This is a genomic window from Paenibacillus sp. LPE1-1-1.1, from assembly GCF_040676435.1.
Lineage (GTDB): Bacteria > Bacillota > Bacilli > Paenibacillales > Paenibacillaceae > Pristimantibacillus.
Genome location: NZ_JBEGHY010000001.1, coordinates 1,758,069 through 1,778,650, shown reverse-complemented (window position 1 = coordinate 1,778,650; position 20,582 = coordinate 1,758,069). Strand labels below are relative to the sequence as shown.

Annotated in this window: 22 protein-coding genes; 20 read left to right on the top strand and 2 right to left on the bottom strand. The window is 48.4% G+C overall.

Annotated features, from left to right (window positions below; translation table 11 throughout):
• Positions 1 to 6: 6 nt before the first annotated feature.
• Entirely contained in the window at positions 7 to 924 is a 918-nt protein-coding gene (cysK, locus tag MRBLPE1_RS07780; RefSeq protein WP_364143649.1) for a cysteine synthase A, read from the top strand.
• Between the two features lie 18 nt (positions 925 to 942).
• Here the strand turns inward: cysK and MRBLPE1_RS07775 are convergent, their stop codons facing one another.
• Entirely contained in the window at positions 943 to 2,013 is a 1,071-nt protein-coding gene (locus tag MRBLPE1_RS07775; protein ID WP_364143646.1) for a CotH kinase family protein, read from the bottom strand.
• Positions 2,014 to 2,110: 97 nt separating this feature from the next.
• Positions 2,111 to 2,560: a c2 calcium-dependent domain-containing protein 4C-like protein gene (locus MRBLPE1_RS07770; protein WP_364143644.1), complete on the bottom strand. Its 450-nt coding sequence runs from the start codon at positions 2,558 to 2,560 to the stop codon at positions 2,111 to 2,113.
• 291 nt (positions 2,561 to 2,851) lie between these two features.
• On the opposite strand from MRBLPE1_RS07770, the gene MRBLPE1_RS07765 reads away from it, so the two are divergent.
• The 19 genes from MRBLPE1_RS07765 to galU all read left to right on the top strand — a co-directional run bounded on the left by MRBLPE1_RS07765 (position 2,852) and on the right by galU (position 20,572).
• Entirely contained in the window at positions 2,852 to 3,583 is a 732-nt protein-coding gene (locus MRBLPE1_RS07765) for a DUF6897 domain-containing protein (protein WP_364143641.1), read from the top strand.
• A gap of 72 nt (positions 3,584 to 3,655) precedes the next feature.
• On the top strand, positions 3,656 to 4,321 hold the full coding sequence (locus MRBLPE1_RS07760) for a DUF2642 domain-containing protein (RefSeq protein WP_364143640.1): 666 nt from the start codon (positions 3,656 to 3,658) through the stop codon (positions 4,319 to 4,321).
• Between the two features lie 127 nt (positions 4,322 to 4,448).
• A complete protein-coding gene (locus MRBLPE1_RS07755) occupies positions 4,449 to 5,582 on the top strand; it encodes a GerAB/ArcD/ProY family transporter (RefSeq protein ID WP_364143637.1) in 1,134 nt (377 codons plus the stop codon).
• Positions 5,579 to 7,042, top strand: coding sequence for a spore germination protein (locus MRBLPE1_RS07750; RefSeq protein WP_364143635.1), 1,464 nt, complete (start codon positions 5,579 to 5,581; stop codon positions 7,040 to 7,042). The genes MRBLPE1_RS07755 and MRBLPE1_RS07750 overlap by 4 nt, the downstream gene beginning before the upstream one ends.
• Positions 7,042 to 8,214 carry a Ger(x)C family spore germination protein gene (locus MRBLPE1_RS07745; protein WP_364143634.1) on the top strand — a complete coding sequence of 391 codons (1,173 nt, stop codon included), beginning with the start codon at positions 7,042 to 7,044 and terminating at the stop codon, positions 8,212 to 8,214. The genes MRBLPE1_RS07750 and MRBLPE1_RS07745 overlap by 1 nt, the downstream gene beginning before the upstream one ends.
• A gap of 92 nt (positions 8,215 to 8,306) precedes the next feature.
• Positions 8,307 to 8,531, top strand: coding sequence for a hypothetical protein (locus MRBLPE1_RS07740; RefSeq protein WP_364143631.1), 225 nt, complete (start codon positions 8,307 to 8,309; stop codon positions 8,529 to 8,531).
• Between the two features lie 34 nt (positions 8,532 to 8,565).
• Positions 8,566 to 8,967 carry a spore coat protein gene (locus tag MRBLPE1_RS07735; RefSeq protein WP_364143629.1) on the top strand — a complete coding sequence of 134 codons (402 nt, stop codon included), beginning with the start codon at positions 8,566 to 8,568 and terminating at the stop codon, positions 8,965 to 8,967.
• A 204-nt stretch (positions 8,968 to 9,171) separates the two neighbouring features.
• On the top strand, positions 9,172 to 9,663 hold the full coding sequence (locus tag MRBLPE1_RS07730; RefSeq protein ID WP_056640011.1) for an Lrp/AsnC family transcriptional regulator: 492 nt from the start codon (positions 9,172 to 9,174) through the stop codon (positions 9,661 to 9,663).
• A gap of 15 nt (positions 9,664 to 9,678) precedes the next feature.
• Positions 9,679 to 10,899, top strand: coding sequence for an aminotransferase class I/II-fold pyridoxal phosphate-dependent enzyme (locus tag MRBLPE1_RS07725; RefSeq protein WP_364143626.1), 1,221 nt, complete (start codon positions 9,679 to 9,681; stop codon positions 10,897 to 10,899).
• A 106-nt stretch (positions 10,900 to 11,005) separates the two neighbouring features.
• Positions 11,006 to 11,578 (top strand): cob(I)yrinic acid a,c-diamide adenosyltransferase, encoded by a 573-nt coding sequence (locus MRBLPE1_RS07720; protein ID WP_364143623.1) that lies wholly within the window; start codon positions 11,006 to 11,008, stop codon positions 11,576 to 11,578.
• Entirely contained in the window at positions 11,575 to 12,537 is a 963-nt protein-coding gene (locus MRBLPE1_RS07715; protein ID WP_364143621.1) for an RluA family pseudouridine synthase, read from the top strand. Before MRBLPE1_RS07720 ends, MRBLPE1_RS07715 begins: the two co-directional genes overlap by 4 nt.
• Before the next feature lie 36 nt (positions 12,538 to 12,573).
• A complete protein-coding gene (locus tag MRBLPE1_RS07710) occupies positions 12,574 to 12,954 on the top strand; it encodes an arsenate reductase family protein (RefSeq protein WP_364143618.1) in 381 nt (126 codons plus the stop codon).
• 8 nt (positions 12,955 to 12,962) lie between these two features.
• Positions 12,963 to 14,168, top strand: coding sequence for an aminotransferase class I/II-fold pyridoxal phosphate-dependent enzyme (locus MRBLPE1_RS07705; protein ID WP_364143616.1), 1,206 nt, complete (start codon positions 12,963 to 12,965; stop codon positions 14,166 to 14,168).
• Between the two features lie 43 nt (positions 14,169 to 14,211).
• Positions 14,212 to 15,078 (top strand): 5'-3' exonuclease, encoded by an 867-nt coding sequence (locus tag MRBLPE1_RS07700; RefSeq protein WP_364143614.1) that lies wholly within the window; start codon positions 14,212 to 14,214, stop codon positions 15,076 to 15,078.
• Between the two features lie 496 nt (positions 15,079 to 15,574).
• Complete coding sequence (locus MRBLPE1_RS07695) at positions 15,575 to 15,985, top strand: helix-turn-helix domain-containing protein (RefSeq protein WP_364143611.1); 411 nt, start codon at positions 15,575 to 15,577, stop codon at positions 15,983 to 15,985.
• A 99-nt stretch (positions 15,986 to 16,084) separates the two neighbouring features.
• The gene (locus MRBLPE1_RS07690; protein WP_364143608.1) at positions 16,085 to 16,834 is read left to right on the top strand and encodes a YveK family protein; all 750 of its coding nucleotides are present in this window, start codon (positions 16,085 to 16,087) and stop codon (positions 16,832 to 16,834) included.
• Positions 16,824 to 17,489 (top strand): CpsD/CapB family tyrosine-protein kinase, encoded by a 666-nt coding sequence (locus tag MRBLPE1_RS07685; RefSeq protein WP_364143605.1) that lies wholly within the window; start codon positions 16,824 to 16,826, stop codon positions 17,487 to 17,489. Before MRBLPE1_RS07690 ends, MRBLPE1_RS07685 begins: the two co-directional genes overlap by 11 nt.
• Positions 17,490 to 17,839: 350 nt before the next feature.
• Positions 17,840 to 19,666, top strand: a complete 1,827-nt coding sequence (locus tag MRBLPE1_RS07680; RefSeq protein WP_364144551.1) for a polysaccharide biosynthesis protein — start codon at positions 17,840 to 17,842, stop codon at positions 19,664 to 19,666.
• 24 nt (positions 19,667 to 19,690) lie between these two features.
• A complete protein-coding gene (galU, locus tag MRBLPE1_RS07675; protein ID WP_364143602.1) occupies positions 19,691 to 20,572 on the top strand; it encodes a UTP--glucose-1-phosphate uridylyltransferase GalU in 882 nt (293 codons plus the stop codon).
• Positions 20,573 to 20,582: the final 10 nt, after the last annotated feature.

Genomic DNA, 20,582 nt, shown 5'->3' with positions numbered 1-20,582 from the left:
ACAAGTATGCCAAGAATCGTTACAGACATCACGCAGTTAATCGGAAATACCCCAGTCGTAAAGCTGAATCGGCTTCAGGAGGAAGGCAGTGCCGAGGTATGCGTCAAGCTGGAGCGCTTTAATCCGAGTGGAAGCGTAAAGGACCGAGCGGCTTTCTCTCTCATTAATGATGCAGAGAAGCGGGGGTTAATCAAACCTGGGGATACGATTATTGAGCCGACGAGCGGCAATACGGGAATCGGGCTGGCCATGAATGCGGCGGCCAGAGGCTACAAGATGATATTGGTTATGCCCGACAATATGACTGCAGAGCGAATTAAGCTGCTTCAGGCCTACGGGGCCGAGGTCGTATTAACGGCGGCTGCGGAGAGAATGCCAGGGGCCATTCGCAAGGCGGAGGAGCTTCGCGAGCGGCATCCAGGCAGCTTCATTCCCAATCAATTCGAAAATCAAGCAAACCCGCAAATTCATCGATTGACGACCGCGATCGAAATCATGGAGCAAGTGGACGGGAAGCTTGATGCTTTTGTCGCAACCGCGGGCACTGGCGGCACGATAACCGGTACAGGAGAAGCGCTTAAGGAAGCATTGCCGCATTTATATGTAGCTGTAGTGGAGCCTCAGGGATCGCCTGTATTATCGGGCGGCGCTCCGGGGCCGCATAAGCTGGTCGGTACAAGCCCAGGTTTTGTACCTGCCATACTCAATACTTCCATCTATGACGAAATTATTCAAGTATCCGATGAGGACGCGCTGACAACGATGCGCGCGCTTGCCACACGCGAAGGATTGCTGCTCGGTCCGTCATCGGGCGCTTCCGTCTGGGCAGCGATGCAAATTGCAAAACGGCTGGGCCAAGGAAAGCGCGTGCTATGCATCGCGCCGGACTCGGGTGAGCGCTATATGAGCATGAATATATTTTAAACAGGCTGCGGAAGCGGGTTAAACCCATTTCCGCAGCGAGTTCTGCAATATTTCCCGCCTTTCATCAATATAGGCGTGAATGAAGGAGGGCTCCGACAGAAAAGTATCATAGCTTGCCTTGCGGGTGTAATCGCCGCGAATGGCAGGTGACAGCCTTTTATGCATGCTGGAGATAACAGGCTCCAGCTTTTCCGCTGTAAAATCCGTTTGCAGCAGCCTTTTGATAATTGCCCTATACTTTCGGCGGCAGGCTGGAAAAGTAAAAAGCTTCTCGGTCAAGGTATTGTAACCCTGCAGTCTAACGAGATCGCTTCCGCATGGCTTGCCGTAACAATTTCTCCCCCAGGTTCCTTCATAATCCCACGGAATAATGCGGTATTTTCCGCTTGCGCTGTGCTCGTATAGGGCATAGTTTTGATCAAACCCATCATAATTTCCCGTTAACACGGCACCGGCAAGCCATAATAAATATTGAGATACATCTAACCGCCTTACCGTGTGTATGCCCAGCTTCTTTCCGGACATGCGATTCAAATTGCGCACGAACGATACAAGTCGGCCCTTTGTCCCCGTTTTCCCTTTCATCAGCTCATACCCATCGAATAGAGAAGGCTTTCTGTCCTTGGAGACGGGGTCTATCAAGCTGAAATCGGCGCTGTCATTGACCGCGTAAAGAAGTGACCGGTAACCAATCCCTCTTTTCTTGAAAAAAAGACGGTCGACCGCTTCAATTTCCAAATACACGCCCTGTGGAACGCCATTTATGATAAGCCAGAAGTGGTTCGTTAGAGGGGAAGGCACTCCTATTTTATTAAAGAAGTAAAAAGAAAGCGCGTTACGCATCATGGACGGATCATCATATTCTGCATTCCAATGCAGCGTTTTGCCGCCTTCAAGGCGAACTTCGTATGATTTTTTGGAGTAGTTGCGCGTATGGCCACCCCGCAAACCAAATTCCGCTTTATAGGTTTCACCATCCATCTCGAGCGCAGCCGGCTTGAAGGATCGTCCCCAGGCGTTGCCCTTAATTTCTTGAAGATCCGAATCATTTATGCGAATCGTACGCACAGGCAGGGTTTCAGCAGCCATCTAACCATCTCCCGAGGCAAAAGATAAAGCCTACCGTTAGACGATAGGCTTTTGTTCTTATACCGTATTCGGCTTATGCCCAGATGGTCACAGTAAATTAGGGCAGCTTGATTTCCCATATGAAGCTGGGCTGCATATCGGAGGATTCAAGCAGCAAGGGCGGCGAATTATAAAAAGGAGTGCCACCCTCCGATAAGCTGCCGTTTGTTCGATAGCCGCTTGAATGGCTTCCGCCAGTGTGATTGCCAGCCGTAGGCTTGCCGCTAGTAAGATTACCGGCCGAGCGATTGCCGCTAGTAAGATTACCAACCGAGCGATTGCCTCTAGTAAGATTACCAACCGAGCGATTGCCTCTAGTAAGATTGCCGCTTGTAAGATTCCCGTCTGAAAGGCTGCCAGCCGATAGACTCCCGCCAGAAACATTCCCTTGCGTGCGATTTCCGTGTGATCCCGCGCCTATCGAACGATTGCCGCCCGTAAGCTGCTCAACCTTGTTGCTAGCTGCTTTTGCGTAGTTCTTTTGCTTGCGTTTTTTATTTTGAGCCAATTCATTTGCCTCCTATTATGTGGATACTTTTGAAGCTACTATAACCTATGTCCAGACCCTACTTCTCGTAACGGGTAGTTGCTCATTCTTTAAGAAATAGATACTAATCTAGTACCACTGCTATAGGGGATACATATAATTATATTACATAACGCTCCTCATGATAGATGCTGTGAATTAAGTATTGGAGGGATGTAGAGCAAAGAGTAAAAGATGCTGGTGACACGGTCAACACGTCGGTTATATGGAAAGCTTCAAAACTACTAATAAAATTATCGGAGGGATTTTTTTATGAATTACTGCTGTAACTATCATTATTATGTTGCTGGTCAATCTGATTTTAACAATAACAACCACAAGAGCCACAGAAGCAACGGTGAAAATGACGATTTTCTTCATAGTTTAGTAGGCAAAAACGTTAAAATCAACCGCGGCGGCCCAAGTTCCATTCAAGGCAAGCTTCTTGCCGTGAAAAGTGATTACCTTGTAGTAAAAACGAAAGATGGCATTGTTTATGTCGCAACCAGCCATGTAAAGAGCATTACGGAAGTCGGCGGCGGCAAAAGCGGCGGCAACAAAAGCGGCAACAAAAGCGGAAACAAAAGCGGAAACAAAAGCGGAAACAAAAGCGGCCACAAAAGCGGACGCCGTGACACTGATTTCGTAAACGCGAGAAACTTCGATGGTGTTATTCGTTCGTTTAACGAAAAATTCGTACAAATTAACTCGGGCGGACCGGAGAAAGTTGAAGGCTTTATTGCAAAAGTAGGAGACGATTTTGTCCTGCTGGTAGCTGGCAAAGAAGCAATACAAATCCAGAAAGATCATATCAAAACGATTCAAGCAGCTGGCGGTAACCGCTCTGGCGGCAACAAAAACGATAACAAAAACGACAACAAAAACGAAAACAAAGACGAAAACAAAAATAAAACACAAGGCAACCGCAGCGGCGGCAGAAGCCGTGCGAATGCAGCATCCGTCAAAGCTACCAATCTGACACGTCGTTCGGTTAAAAAAGGTTAATAGCTTGAGCCAGGCAAGGGCTAGACCCTTGCCTGGCTCAACAACCTAATCGGATGAAAGGAGGTTGATCGCATGAAAAACCGTCATCCGCTGCTGGACCAACAGGTCGAATTGGAGATTTCAGGTAAAGTAGCGCCTATACGTGGTAAACTAATCGAGTTTGGTCAAGATATATTAGTTCTCCATAACGGGACGCGATTTCTATATATACCGCTCATTCATTTACAGCAGCTTCGCGTATCCACGCAAGAAGAAGAAAAGTACGATGCACCGGAGATGCCTTTTGAACCCTATAACGATCCAGTCTCTTACCGCAAAATATTAATGAATGCCAAAGGCATGTTCTCTGAAATTTATATCACCGGCAATCAATCGATCCATGGCTATCTGACTACGGTAATGAATGATTTTTTTGTTTTCTACTCCCCCGTCTACCATACGGTTATCGTTTCGCTGCAGCATATGAAATATTTGATTCCTTATCATCCGAACCTGACGCCGTATACGTTGACACCAGAGCAATTCCCCTTAAGACCCTCCCCGCTTACACTGGCTAGAACGTTCGATCAACAGCTTCGCAAACTAATCGGTGAATTTGTCGTGCTTGATTTAGGCGAAAATTCAAATAAAATCGGTGTCTTGAAAAGCGTAGACCAAAATATGATCGAACTTGCAAACGCCAGCGGGAATGCCGTTTTCTTGCATTTTGACCACGTGAAGACGGTTCATATCCCTTAATGAGAGAAAAATATGCTCATCGCCATTTACCGGCGGGGGCATATTTTTTTGTTATGCAAAAACGATTTTAAGATGCATCGTGATGCGCATAACGGGAAACATTATTTTGTAAGGAAGTGATTGGTAAATGAAAATCAAGCCATTCGGTATTTTACCTACAATGTTCATGATGATTTTGTCCGTGGGTCTCGTAAACCATGTTCTGGTTGTACCTTTGCTGCTGGATGCCGCAAAAAGAGACGCATGGATATCCGTGTTCGGAGAGCTTGCCATTGTACTGCCATGGGCGGTGTTCCCGATATACGGGATTTTAAAGCGAATGAACGGAATGCCCGTCGACAAATGGCTTCGCGGCTTCTTTCCCGGCTGGATTGCGATGCTGCTGCTGGCCATATTTTTGCTTGCTCAATTATGTATGGCGCTCGAGACGCTTATTACGACGGCATCCTGGACGGCGACTACCTATTTGCCTCACACGCCTTCTGTTGTCGTCTGCGCGGTATTTCTTGGATTGTGTTTGTTCGCATCCGTTTCAGGACTTCGGACGATTGCTTATGCGAGTTGTATTTTATTGCCGATTGTGGTGCTGCTGGGTGACTTCGTCATGTCCGCGAACATGCCTCATAAGGACTACCATTTTTTATTGCCAATGCTGGAGAACGGCATAAGCCCCGTCCTTTACGGTATTTTGTTTACGCTAACCTCCTCTTGCGAGCTGTTTGGAATCCTGCTCATCCAACATCATATAAAAGGAAGGTTCAAACGGTGGCATTTCATTTTTCTCGTCTTGTTTTTGGCCATGCTCACACTGGGTCCGGTAATGGGGGCCATAGCCGAATTTGGTCCAACGGAAGCGGGGAAAATGCGTTATCCGGCATTTTCGCAATGGCGGCTGGTCTCGATTGGCAAATATTTCGAGCATGTTGATTTTTTTGCGATTTTTCAGTGGATGTCCGGTGCGCTTGTCCGATTGGCCATCTCGATACATATCCTGTCTGAGTTCGGGCCTATGCGCCGTCTGCAAAAAAAGTGGATTTCACCGGCAGTCTTAGGTTTGTTCATATTGATTGTCTCTGGCTTCGGCATTAACCATATGCTTCAATTCAAAAAACTTTTGGCCATGTATTTTCAATATGTCGGTATTTTCATCGTTACGGTAATCAGCATCTTATGGCTTATATCCCTCTTGAAGAGGGAGAAAGATAATAAAAAGCATAAGCGTATGGTCATAAGCGGCTCCGAGGAGGCAGAGCAGTCATGAATGACGAAGACCAGTATGAACACCATGAACAACAAATCAGCGGCGACATGACAATAGAGCAACTCAGATCAAATCTGGTGGGCTGCCATGACGTGATTGAATATGTGCTTACGCTTGACGTACACGGGCCCCTAAAGGTCACTTTGCTTTATTGCGAAGGATTGATTGATAATCAGCAAATGCAATTAGGCCTGCTCCCGCAGCTTGAAAAATGGGCGGAACAGCTCAGCTCGGTTCCAAAAGCAGTTGAGGCCGATATCCATAGGCCCAGCATGTTGTTCAGCAGAATAAAACCCGGCCCGAATGGAAGCAACTTGTACGCGCGGCTTTTTGCAGGCAGCGTTATTTTGTCGTTTGAAAATCTGGAAGGACTATTTGAGTTCGATATCGCGGATCAACCGGGCAGAAGCCCGGAGGAATCAACGATGGAGGTGTCGGTTAGAGGGCCGCGCGACGGCTTCGTCGAGCAGCTGGCCACAAATGTCGCCTTAGTCCGCAAACGGCTCCGAACGCCTGACATGCACGTGGAATATAATCGCATCGGCAGCGAGTCTTTAACGGAAATCGCTTTGATTTATATGGAGGGCATTGCCGAGGCTGAGCTGGTTAAGGAAGCAAGAAGCAGACTCAGCCGCATCGATATCCCCTCCTTGAGCGGGGGAAGCCAGCTGGAGGAGCTGTTGTCGGACCATCGTCTTTCCTTGTTTCCGTTAATCGAATACGTCGGACGTCCCGATTATGTCGTTCAGTCGCTGCTGCAGGGCAAGGTAGCGATCTTATTGGACGGTTCGCCGTCTGCCCTCATTGCCCCGGGAACCTTATTGCTGCTCATTAAATCGCCGGAGGATGCACATTTACCGTATTATTACGTGTCGCTAGAGCGGCTGCTGCGATTTGTCGGGCTTATCTTGTCGATGTGCCTGCCGGGCTTTTGGATTGCGCTGTCGGCATTCAATACGGATCAAATTCCGTTTACGCTGCTCGCGACGATTACCATATCCCGAATCGGCTTACCTCTGTCCGCCACGATGGAAATGTTCATGATGCTCACCATGTTCGAGCTTTTCCGTGAGGCGGGGGTCAGGCTGCCGAGGGCGGTTGGACAAACGGTCTCGGTCGTTGGCGGATTAATCGTCGGGGATGCGGCGATTCGCGCGGGAATGACTTCTCCGACCATGCTAGTCATGGCCGCGGTTACCGCAGTGTCAACGTTTACGCTCGTCAATCAATCTTTAAGCGGCTCAGTGAGCATCATTCGCTACCTGATTCTAATCTGTTCATCGGTGCTTGGTATTTTTGGTTTTTTTATAGGCACCTTCGCGGTCGTTATTTACTTATGCTCGCTGGAATCCTTCGGACGTTCCTATTTGGAGCCGCTTGCGCCGCTGCGCTTCAAGCAATTGGTTCCTGCACTGCTGCAAATGCCCTGGAAGCTTCGAAGCGGAAGGAGGGATAAGTAATGACTGCTGCAAGGCTTGCCAAGCGGCGCCGTTATTTTTGGAAAAGGGCGGCGCTATTCGGATTGCTGCTTAGCTCCTTCCTGCTGGAAGGCTGCTGGGATGAAATCAATTTAGAGGATGTGAGCTATATTTCATCCCTTGGCATTGATTACTCGGAAGGCCATTACGTCTTATATGCCCAAATGATTAAATTCGGACTGATCGCGAAGACGGAAGCGGTTCAGCCTGACCCTAATCCGGTTTGGATCGGCAAAGGCGAAGGCGATTCTATCCTGCTTGCACTGAATGATTTGACTCAGGCAGGACAAGCGATCCTCAGCTTGGAGCATTTGAAAACCGTTATCGTGCAGGAGAGAGCCATGTTTAAAATGCGCGATATTATGGATGGCCTTAATCGCCAGCGGGCATCGCGGTATACTTCATTAGTGTTCGGAACAAGAGGACCGATCGATACGATTCTTACGACCGATACTTTTTTTGATCAATCTCCCTTGAACAGCATTATGTATTCGCCGGGACCGCTCAACAGCCAACGGAGCTTTATTCGTCCCTATGCCACGCAGCTAGCCGTACAAACCTTGAAGGAGCCTGCTATGACGACGACTCTGCCCGCGCTGACGGCAAACAAGGACTATTGGAAAAGAAAGAAGCAGCCGCTCACGATTCAGTTATATGACGGTATTTTTGTGTATAGGGAGATGGAATATCTCGGATTTATGACGGAATCGGATGCTTCGGGGCTGCGGTGGGTCAATCCCGTGTTTCAGCATTACTTAACGGAAGCGACGGGCAAGAAAGGCAGCGCGACCGTTGCGGTCGTTTCTTCCAAGAGCCGGGTGCATGCAAGCTTCAAAGACGGAGAGGCCGGCTTTTTGCTGAAGGTGAGCATGAATGGCGATGTTGCCGAAATGCAAGGCATTATGAGCGAGGCCGAGCTGGTCGCATCGATCGAAGACCGGGTTGAGCACCAGATCGGGGAAACTTATCGCAAAGGCCAATCCAATGGCATGGATTTATTCCAGCTGGAGCATCATCTCTACCGTTACCATACAGCCTATTGGAAACAAAACTGCAAGGGAGGGAAATGGAAACCAAAGCCAAACCAGCTGAAGATCGAGGTGAAATTCAATTTGATCCATTCGGGCAATTTTGATCTCAATGAGAGTACATAAATAAAGGAAATAATGCTCATAATACGTTTGGCACGAAAAAAATGGATGACCATGCGCATAGCCGCCCAGTACCGAAATAAGGAGGATGATTTATGATTCAGCCAATGACAGGGAAAGAGCTGGAGTACATTGCAGACTCTATGTCCAACGAGGATTTGTTAATCAAGCAATGTGCTGCATTAGTAGCAACAGGCACTACTCCGGCTCTAACCAATTTATGCTCGCAAATGATACAAACGCATCAACAGCATTTTGATTCGCTGCTGCATGCGATATCGCATCACCAGCAAATGGCTCCGACTCAGCCGCAGCAATAAGAATATCCAACTAACGCTTAGGAGGCAAGACGCTATGTATCAGCAGCAACAAAAGCAATCGATTTTGACGGAAGAGGATTTGGCGAGCTCGATCCTTTCCGATTTAAAAAGAGTTGTCCGTGAATACGCCACGGCGGCAACGGAATCAACTTGTCCGGATATTCGCCAGCTGTTCACGAAACTGACAGACAGCACTTTGGCGCTTCAGGGGCAGTTATTCCAAGCGATGCAGCAAGCGAATATGTACAACACCTCCTCGCCGGTGCTTCGTCAAGAGCTTGATAAGCAGGCAAAGCAATACCAGCAAACCAAGCAAAAAACGAATCAGTTTTTGCAGCAAACGCTTGGCGGGCAGCAGCAAAGCCAAACGCTCTATACGCCAAATATGCAGCAGCAGTCCGGCCAGCAGCAAAACGGACAGCCGTATTATATGTAAAGACCCCGCCGGGGTCTTTTTTTTATTTTCGCAAGACATCGGAAGAAAGACTGGATTACGTTCATTTAGGCAAGTACTAGTCCTCTTGCAAGGGGGCGGAAGCGGCATTAAAACAGGCATCAGCCTTAGGCATTGATTGCACGGGATTCAAAAACGTTGTAAAATATTCTTTATAATCGCAGTCGTACTGGAAGGAGTTATACAATGACCGAATTACAGTTGAAAGTGCTTGAACTGCTGAAGGAAGACGCGCGAAGGGATGCAGAGTTGATCGCAACCATGCTTGCCGTTCCAACCGAGGAAGTAAAGCAAGCGATCGCCGAGCTCGAGAACGACCATATCATCGTGAAATACGCAACAGTCGTGAACTGGAGCAAGATCGATGACCAAAAGGTAACAGCTCTAATCGAGGTCCAAATTACACCAGAACGCGGTCGCGGATTCGAAGGAATCGCCGAGCGCATTTATTTATATCCGGAGGTAAAATCGGTATACTTGATGTCCGGTGCCTACGATTTGCTAGTTGAGGTTGAAGGGAAAAACTTAAAAGAGGTCGCCTCTTTTGTATCGAATAAATTATCGCCGATCGATGCGGTATTATCGACCAAAACATTTTTCATATTGAAAAAATACAAACAAGACGGCATTATCTTCGAGGAGCATGAAGGAGATCATCGGTTGATGGTTTCGCCGTAAAAAAGGGTGATGGCAATGATTAAAGACGAAGAAAAACATCCCTCCACACCTGTGCGGCGTCAATCGATGGCCGAGTATTTGTCCCCGCTCGTCCGGGACATTAAACCGTCGGGTATCCGTCGGTTTTTTGATTTGGTCAGCACGCGCAAGGATGTGATCACGCTGGGAGTCGGCGAGCCCGATTTTGTGACGCCTTGGCATGTAAGGGAAGCCGCCGTATACGCGCTGGAAACAGGCAAAACCCAATACACTTCGAATGCGGGCATGCCTGAGCTGCGCGAAGCGATTGGCCAGTATTTAAATGATCAATTTTCAGTCGGGTACGACCCTGCAAACGAAATTTTGGTGACGGTTGGCGGCTCTGAAGCAATCGATCTCGCGCTGCGCGCTTTCATTGCGCCCGGCGATGAAATTTTGATTCCGGAGCCTTGTTATATTTCGTATTCGCCGATTACGGCGCTTACCGGGGGGAAGCCCGTAGGCATCGAAACCTTTGCGAAGGATGAGTTTAAGCTCAAAGCCGAATCGCTGCAAGCGGTGATTACGCCGAAATCGAAAGTGCTTATATTATGTTATCCAAGCAATCCGACGGGCGGAACCATGACGTATGAGGATTGGCTGCCTATCGCGAAGCTTGTGGAAGAAAACGATCTTATCGTTATCTCGGATGAGATTTACGCAGAGCTCACTTACGGATCGAAGCATGTCAGCTTTGCCGCTATGCCCGGCATGAAGGACCGCACGGTCCTCGTCAGCGGTTTCTCCAAAGCCTTTGCCATGACGGGCTGGCGGATGGGCTATGCCTGCGGACATCCCGATCTTATTGCAGCTATGCTCAAAATTCACCAATATACGGTTATGTGTGCGCCAATCATGGCACAGTATGCAGCGCTTGAAGCGCTTCAGCACGGTTTGGAGGAGAAAGACCGCATGGTCGAGGCTTACAATCAGCGCCGCCGCCTCGTCGTGAAGGGCTTTCGCGAAATCGGGCTTGATTGCCATGAGCCGCAAGGGGCGTTTTATGCATTCCCTTCGATCGTATCAACGGGTTTGACGAGCGAACAATTCGCGCAGCGTCTGCTGGATGAAGCGAATGTCGCAGCCGTTCCGGGCGATGTATTCGGTCTCGGAGGAGAAGGCCATCTTCGCTGCTCTTATGCCACCTCGGTTACCAACCTAACCGAAGCTTTAGATCGCATAGGCGGATTTGTCCATCGCTTAAAGCAGCAAGGGTAACGGGAGGATTACGTTACTTTATTTCCACGAGCAGCAGGTCAGGAGCATATCCGGCCTGCTGTTTGCATGATTATACGGCAATAGATGCAAGAGGAGGCTGAGAAGGTTGAAATTATATACGAAAACGGGAGACAGCGGCCAGACATCTTTGATTGGCGGGCGGGTGCGGAAGGACGATGCTCGTGTCGAGGCCTACGGCACGATTGACGAGCTCAATTGCTTCGTCAGCCTGGCAGCTGCAGAAGCGGCAAAGCACGGAGAACTTGCAGAAATGGCGGCTTTGCTTATCGACATTGGGCAGGAGCTGTTCGACTGCGGTTCGGATCTTGCTTATGCCGTAGAGGGCGCGCCTTTAAAAATTTCCGGGGAGCCGGCTGTAAGGCTAGAGAATTGCATTGATAAATATAGCGCGGAAGCGCCGGAAATCACGAAATTTATATTGCCGGGAGGAAGCACGGTTTCCGCGCAGCTGCATGTGTGCAGAACCGTATGCCGCAGGGCTGAGCGGCGCGTTGTCACGCTTGCAGCTGAGCATCCCATTAACCAAGAGGTACTGAAGTATTTAAATCGCCTTTCCGATTTCTTCTTTGCAGCGGCTAGGGCAGCCAATGCGAAGCTCGGCGTACCGGATATTGAATATGTGCGAAGCGCGGAAGTGTTTCGGAAAGCCAAGAAATGACGGACGGATTAGAGCAATTATATTATCGGCCGTTAGTCGCCGTTGTTCGCGATACGGAGCATGGGAAAACGGTGAGAACCGTTTTAGAGAGGCAACTTGGCGTGTCGCGTAAGCTGCTATCGCAGGTGAAGCTAACGGAGCATGGGCTGACGGTGAACGAAGTCCGAGCTTATACGACCGCTCCCGTTGCCGCCGGCGATATCATACGCGTTCGAATGGAGCGGGAGGTTTCCGAGGATATTTTGCCTCAGCCTATCCCTATACAAATCGTTTTCGAAGACGAGGATCTTCTCATTATCAATAAGCCTGCAGGCATGATCGTCCATCCCACTCACGGGCACTATACGGGCACGCTTGCAAATGGGGTCGTGCATCATTGGCAGGAAAAGGGGGAGCGGGTGCGCTTTAGGCCCGTTCACCGCCTTGATGAAGAAACATCGGGCCTGGTTGCGATTGCAAAAACTTCTTATGTCCATCAGCAGCTGTCTGAGCAGATGCAGGCAAACGGTTTTTTGAAGCTCTACCGCGCGTATGTATACGGCAGCCCCGCGCCTGATAAGGGCACTGTCGATGCGCCGATTGACCGAAATCCAGATCAGCCCCATATTCGAATCGTTACGCCTGAGGGGTACCCGTCCATTACCCATTATGAGACATTATCAAGCTTTGGTTCTTCCTATGGCAAGCCGGCCGCAGCAGCCGTACGCTTAAAGCTGGAAACGGGCAGGACGCATCAAATCCGCGTGCATATGAAGCATATCGGCTGTCCGCTTATCGGAGATAAGATGTATGGTCCTGAGGAAGGATCGGTGGAAGACTGGGAAAATACGGCCGGACGGCAAGCGCTGCATGCAGAGATTCTTGGCTTCACCCATCCGCTTACGAAACAATGGATGGAATGGCAGGCATCGCTGCCGTCTGAGCTTGAATTATTAGAGCAGAAGCTGTCGGAACGGTAGCGAATTGGTCACATACCTATTGGAGGATTCATCAAGATGACGAAACAAAAGCAATTAACCATTATTCAATATCCGAAATGCAGTACTTGCAAAGCGGCGATTAAATCGCTGAAAAACAAGGGGAATGACGTCATTTCCCGCGATATCGTTGAGCAAACACCCACAGCCGGGGAGCTGAAGGCGATCGTTGCGAACAGCGGGTTGGAGCTGAAGAAATTTTTTAATACATCCGGCGATGTTTACAGGGAGCTTGGCCTGAAGGACAAGCTGGCCGCTATGTCGGAGGATGAGAAATACGAGCTGCTTGCTTCGAACGGGATGCTGATTAAACGTCCAATCGTGACAGACGGGCAGACCGTTACGGTAGGCTTTAAGGAAGAGCAATACGAACAAGTTTGGAACAACGGAAAAGGGTGAATAAACGAATGTCGCAAACCAAATGGCGATCGAACAGGCTGTCGCAGTTAGGGTCATCGATTTTTGCGGAAGTCGCGGCATGGAAGCGGTCAGCCGCGGAAAGCGGTCTTGATATCATCGACCTTGGCATCGGAAGCCCGGATCAGCCGCCTTCGCCTACCGTCAGGCAAGCGCTCAGCGAAGCGGCTTTGCGCAGGGATATGTATGCATATCCGGCTGTCAAAAGCGGGCTTCCCTTTCGCGATCATGCGGCGAAGTGGATGAAGCATCGTTTTAACGTGGAGCTCGATGCCGCTAGCGAGATCGTTACCCTGCTAGGCTCGCAGGATGGACTAGCGCATCTGGCCATGGCGCTATGCGATCCCGGGGATATGGCGCTGCTGCCTAATCCGGGTTATCCCATTTATGCAGGTTCCTTAGCGCTTGCCGGGGTGGAAGCGATGCTAATGCCGCTAAAGGAAGAAAACGGCTTTATGCCTGATCTGGATGCTATTTCCGATGCGGATTGGGACAGAGCTACCTTTATTTTGCTCAATTATCCGAATAACCCCATCTCAGCGGTAGCTGACGTTGCATTTTTCGAGAGGCTCATAGATAAGGCTCGCCGTCACGGCGTATTAGTCGTACATGATCTCGCCTACTCGGAAATGGGCTTTGACGGATGCGAGCCGCCTAGCATATTGGAAGTTCCGGGTGCGCTTGACCAAGCGGTTGAATTTCATTCCTTATCCAAAAGCTTTAATATGGCTGGCTGCAGAATAGGCTTTTTGGCCGGAAACAAGACCGCGGTCGGCGCGCTGCGCGAACTAAAAGCTAATATCGATTACGGTGTGTTCGATCCCGTTCAAGAGGCTGGCATAGCTGCCTTGAAGGAAGCGATTGCTGGCGCGGAGCTGCCAAAGGCCGGAAAGCTTTACGAGCAGAGACGAAACACATTTATTGAAGCGATTCGTGCTGAAGGATGGCAGGTTGCCGCTCCAAAAGCAACGATGTTTGTATGGGCGCCGCTGCCCCCGATGCAATGGTCGCAGGAAGAGCCATGGACCTCAAGACGGATTTCCCAGGAAATGCTGCGGCAAACCGGGGTCGTTGTCGTTCCAGGGGAAGCCTTCGGCTCCGAAGGCGAAGGTTACGTACGGATCGCGCTTGTGGAGAGCGAAAAACGATTGATCGAAGCGGCTAAACGGATTGGAAGCTTTATCCGCGGGCAATAAATAAGAATGACAGCTTAAAAGCAAGAGAGGGGTTATTTATTTTATGAGTGAGCAGCGTTTGCTATTGGTTGACGGCATGGCGATTTTATTTCGGGCTTATTTTGCTACTTCATTCGGAGGAAGCGTTCGTAAAACGAGTGCAGGCGTACCGGTAAATGCCGTGCATGGATTTGTTCGTTATTTCATGGACGCGATCAACACCTTTAATCCAACGCATGTGGCTTGCTGCTGGGACATGGGCAGCACAACCTTCCGGACAGAACAATATGACGGCTACAAATCGAACCGTCCTGCCGCGCCGGAGGATTTGGTGCCGCAGTTTGATCTTGTAAAAGATGTTGTCGCGAGCTTCAATGTGCCGAACATCGGCATTGCAGGTTATGAAGCGGATGACTGTATCGGGACATTGGCTGCTGCGCTGAAGGATCAAGCTCAGATTTTTGTCGTGACGGGCGATCATGATATGCTTCAGCTGGTGGATGACCGTGTGTCGGTTGCGATCATGAAGAAGGGAATCGGGAACTATATGGTGTACACGCCGGAGAGTTTAATGGAAGAACGCCAGCTTACTCCGATTCAAATTATCGATATCAAAGGTCTTATGGGTGATACGTCCGATAACTATCCCGGCGTAAAAGGGATCGGCGAGAAGACGGCGCATAAGCTTATTCAGGAGCATGGCTCTATCGAGGGCCTGCTGGCCAATCTAGAGGCAGTGTCCAAAACGATTCGGGCTAAAATCGAAGCGGACCTGGCTATGCTCCATTTGTCCCGCGACCTGGCAACGATTCGCTGCGATGTGCCGGTATCGGCAGCGCTTGAGGGCTGCTGCTGGGCATACGACCGCGACAGCGTCCTGCGCAAGTTCGAGGAGCTGGAGTTTAAGAGCTTGATTTCCCTCATCGGATAAATAATGGCGATCTCCTTACGCGTGCATTAATCGTTGTAAGGAGATTTTATCGTTTCGATAACCTGGATGAATATTTACGCAAGCTGCAAGCTCAGGAGAAGTTGGCAGGAGACAAAGAGGAAGCCAGCCTTCCGGAAGGCCGCCTATTGCGAGAGATATCCGTATACAGCGTTACGTTGACGTTTACCGAGCAGAAATAGATCTCCTACGAGAAGAAAAAAACACCGTTTTGGTGTTTTTTTTGATGAGGGCGAACAAAAAGTTCTAGGCATGCAAAATAACGTAATTCCCGATAGACAAATGAAAATAAAATGACGGGAAATGGCTAGCCGCTATTGAGAAAAAGATAGGTCTAGTTAACCAAGTGATAGGAATGGTATTGACTTTGTTCTCTTTTAAGAACTAAAATGTATTTATTGTCTGTTATAATGTCTATCTAATAGAATGCAAGCGCTTAGCTTAACGTTAGGATCTAAACTGGCCGAAGGAGAATAATATGATTGGGGAACGGATTAAAAGTCTACGGGAAAAAAAGGGCTATTCGATAACGAAGCTTGCCGACCTAGCAGGCGTATCCAAGTCCTATTTGAGCTACATTGAACGCAATATGCAGAACAACCCATCTCTTCAGGTAATGGCAAAAATAGCAGCGCCTTTGGATTCTAATATTGAATATTTACTTGGAGAAGAGCATTTACCAAAACTTAATCAGGATGAAATATTAGACGATGAATGGCGTGCTATAATTAAAAACGCGGTTGACGAAGGAATGAGCAAGGGCGATTTTCAAGTATTAAAAGACCTGATTCGTTCAAATATGTGGAAGGAAAGCAGGCCGGAGACCACGCACTATGCCAACGAGAAAAAGAAATCATCAAATATTATTATCCTTCATATCGATAACTGAATGGGAATAACATTTTAGGAAACGTGTATTGACATGTTCTATATAAAGAACTAAAATTAACTTATTGTTCTTTATAACAAACATTAAGCAGGTGTGTAGATGGACGTTACAAAGCTAGAAGAACTGCAATCGTCACGAAATGATAAAGAAAGATTAAAGATCAAAGAAATTAATCTTAAAGCATTATTCCTTACGGTAAAAAAACGCTTATGGTTGGTCGTATTGATTACGATGTTCTTTTCAGTTATGGCAGGAATTTACAACGCAAGGCCTGAAACGCCTATGTACGCTTCATCTGCAAGGATGATTATAGCCGCGTCTTCGGAAATGATGGGGACGGTACGCGTTTTGTTCCGGGAGCCTATCGTCATGAACAAAGTGATAGAGCAATTAAATTTAGAACGGTCGGCATCTTCGCTGAGAAGTCAAATTAGAGTGGATAGTGTCGATGGATCGCTGGTAACGGTCGTGACCGTTATCGACAACGATCCCCAATTGGCGGCTGACATTGCCAACGCAGGTGTGGAGGCTTACCGGCAAGTGGCGGCCGAAACGCTTGGCATAACGAACATCAAAGTATTGACGATTGCCGAAGTGAATCCCAATTCTATCAATGCAAGAAGCAACAGCATTTTGTTTGTAGGTTTGATGGCTGGCCTGATTTTAGGCATAGGATTAGTATTCCTGCTTGATTCTCTTGACGATTCCATCAAATCGGAAAGAGAGATCGAAGAGCTGCTCGGCTTAACGATGCTGGGTCAAGTAACCAAAATGAGACGCAAAGACTACGGCAAGCAATTGAAGAAACAAAAAAGTATTTTGGTGCGGGGTGAGACGATTGGTTCGTGAACGGCAAAAGGTATCTAAGTCCTATGTAAACAGAAGCTTATTATCCTACATTAATCCTCATGGCACGATATCCGAGCAGTATCGAACCATTCGGAATAATATTCAATATGCTGCAAACGGAAAAAAAATTCGTTCGCTGCTGGTCACGTCCCCCTCAGAGGGGGATGGGAAGTCGACGGCTGCCGTAAACTTGGCCGTGTGCATGGCTCAGCGCGGGGATCGGGTTCTTATCATCGATGCGAATTTCCGGAATCCGATCATTAACAAAATATTCAATGTACAAACTTCGCCAGGATTGTCGAATGTACTTGGCCAACAGCTCGAAGTTCGCGAAGCCATATATAATACCGAGGTCGAAGGATTGGATATTTTGCCAAGCGGGCAGCGCTTATATAATTCGACGGAGCTGCTCGATTCCCAGCTGATGATGGACGTCATGGCATTCGCATCCGAGCAATACGATATGGTGCTGCTGGATTGCCCGCCTGTTCTAGGCATATCGGATACGAATGCGCTTGTAAATAAATGCGATGGCGTGCTGCTGCTTTTAAAGAGCGGGAAAACGCAGCAAGAGCTTGCGCTCGAAGCGAAGCGTGCGTTGATGTTTGCAAAAGCCAACATACTTGGCGTCATATTAAATAAGAAGAGCGTTTGATGATCGTTATCAATAGCGCTTTTTTTACGGGCTTGTGTTCTTTATAAAGCACAATATTCAGTCCATCAGGACCGTTTCGTTCGGTAATGTCTCCTCACCGTTATCAATGGGGGCACTCGGCCATGCTGTGGGTTAGGAAAAACCTTAGACGCGAGTCGTCAAGAGTGTGGTGTGAGGCGGGGTTGAATGCCCTGATTCCTGCATTAGAGTATTTAACTAAATGGCTTTGCATAAAGCCTTTTAGTTAAACACCCTAAAGGTGTTGCAGTAGTCTTCGTGTTATAAGCAAAAGCGGAATGCTTCGAAAGCATTTCCTTTATATGATTTATTCAAGGAAGGGTGAAATGGCATTGACGTATCGGCAAAGATTGTCCTTTTTAATGTTTATCGATTCTTTTATCGTACTAACCGCCATCTTCTTCAGCAGATTTTTACTTAGCGCTTCACTTGACGTGGTGACGGTCCCGATTGTAATCAGCTCGATTACTCTTTTGCTCAGTCATCATTTCTTTTCCTTCTATTACAAGCTGTATAAGAAGGCATGGGAGTACGCAAGCGTGGGGGAGCTGCTTATTATCACAAAGGCGGTATCCTTCTCTATCCTTGCGGCGGCGGTCATTCAACAAATCGTTATGCAGGATGTCTTTTTCAGGCTGCTTGCAGTGACGTGGATGATCCATATGCTCTTAATTGGAGGCTCTAGGCTTTGCTGGAGAATATTCCGAGGTGGCTATCAGAAAAATGCCGGTATACGTAAGCGTACTTTGATCGTAGGCGCAGGGTCAGCCGGCACGATGCTTGCCCGGCAGCTTCTCAGCAACAGCGATACGGAGCTGCTGCCGATTGCTTTTATTGATGATGACGTGAATAAGCATAGCCTGGATATTATGGGGATACCGGTAAGAGGCGGCGTTACCAGCATCGCAAAGATTGCAGCCGAGCTGGAAATCAGCAATATCGTTATTGCCATTCCTTCTCTAAGTAAGAAGCAGCTGAATACGATCTTTAGCGAATGCGCGAAAACGAAAGCAAAAACGCAAATTATTCCGATGCTCGAGGATCTGGCTACCGGAAGAATCTCGGTCAGTCAATTTCGTGATGTCCAGGTTGAGGATCTCCTCGGCCGGGAGCCCGTAGAGCTGGATATCGAGAGCATTTCAGGCTACGTTACGCAGAAGGTCGTGATGGTTACCGGCGCCGGAGGGTCGATTGGTTCCGAGGTATGCCGCCAAGTATCCCGTTTTCTGCCGGAGAAGCTTATTTTGCTCGGACATGGAGAAAACAGCATCTATTCCATAGAGATGGAGCTAAGGGAGCTGTATGGACACACCAATATTGAGTTTATAACCGAAATCGCGGATCTGCAGGATGCGAATAAAATGCTGGCGGTTATGCAGACGCATCGTCCTCAAGTGGTATACCATGCAGCTGCGCATAAGCATGTGCCGTTGATGGAGCGAAATCCGGAGGAAGCTTTCAAGAATAACGTGATGGGGACATTGAATGCCGCCAGGGCGGCGAATCAGGCCCGCGTAGATACCTTTGTCATGATTTCAACCGATAAGGCCGTTAATCCGACAAGCGTGATGGGAGCAACGAAAAGAATTGCCGAGATGGTGATCCAGCATATGGACCGCTTGAGCAATACAAAATTTGTTGCGGTACGATTCGGCAATGTGCTGGGCAGCCGCGGAAGCGTCATACCGCTGTTCAAAAAACAAATCGAAAAGGGCGGACCCGTGACGGTAACCCACCCGGATATGGTTCGCTATTTTATGACCATTCCGGAAGCCTCAAGACTTGTTATTCAAGCGGGGGCACTTGCCAGGGGCGGCGAAATTTTCGTTCTGGACATGGGGGATCCCGTCAAAATCACCGATCTCGCCCAAAACGTCATCCGCATGTCAGGTTTTACGGTTGAGGAAATCGGGATTCATTATACGGGCATCCGCCCGGGCGAGAAGCTCTTTGAAGAAATGCTCAAGGATAATGAAATCAATGAAAAGCAAGTATATCCGAAAATTTACATAGGCAAGGCGAGCGAGATTTATTTTGAACAAATCGAAGAAATCATCGCCCTTCATGGCGGAATGAATAAAGCGGAATTACGGATCAGGCTGCTGGACCTTGCCAACAACGTGGTAGAGCTTCCTGAATTCGCATCGGTTACAGGCTAATAAGACGAAGGAGTTGCTAAAGTTATGAAAGTAAGGAAAGCGATCATTCCGGCTGCCGGACTGGGTACGAGGTTTTTGCCCGCGACAAAAGCGATGCCGAAGGAAATGCTGCCAATCGTTGATAAGCCGACGATTCAATACATTGTGGAAGAAGCGATTGAATCAGGCATCGAGGATATAATCATTGTCACGGGTAAAGGGAAACGTGCGATCGAGGACCATTTTGATAATTCATTGGAGCTCGAGCAAATATTGACCGCCAAGCATAAATATGACTTGCTAAGCGAGGTTCGCAAATCGGCGGACATGGTGGATATTCATTATATTCGTCAGAAGGAACCAAAGGGTCTGGGGCATGCGATTTGGTGCGCCCGCAAATTCATCGGCGACGAACCGTTCGCGGTGCTGCTCGGCGACGACATTATTTCCGCGGAGAAGCCTTGCATCAAACAAATGATTGAAAAGTATGAGGAGTACCATACTTCGATTATCGGCGTGCAGCGCGTGGCGGATGAAGCCGTTTCCCGTTATGGAATCGTCGATGGCACCCCGATGGAAGCATCTTTCCACCGGGTAAGACATTTGGTCGAGAAGCCTGCAAGAGAACTTGCGCCGTCGAATATGGCCATTATGGGCCGTTATATACTGAATCCCGCGATTTTTGATATTTTAGGTAACCAGACGCCGGGAGCGGGCGGAGAAATTCAACTGACGGATGCCATTGCGGCTTTAAACCTGGCGGAAGCCGTTTACGCTTTTGAATTCGAAGGCAAGCGCCATGACGTGGGAGAGAAGATGGGCTTTATACAGACAACGATCGAGTTCGCTCTTCAGCGGGAGGATCTGCGTTACGAGCTGTTAAACTATTTATCGGAAATGATAGAACGGGAAGCTGCTAGAAAATAATTCTAGTATA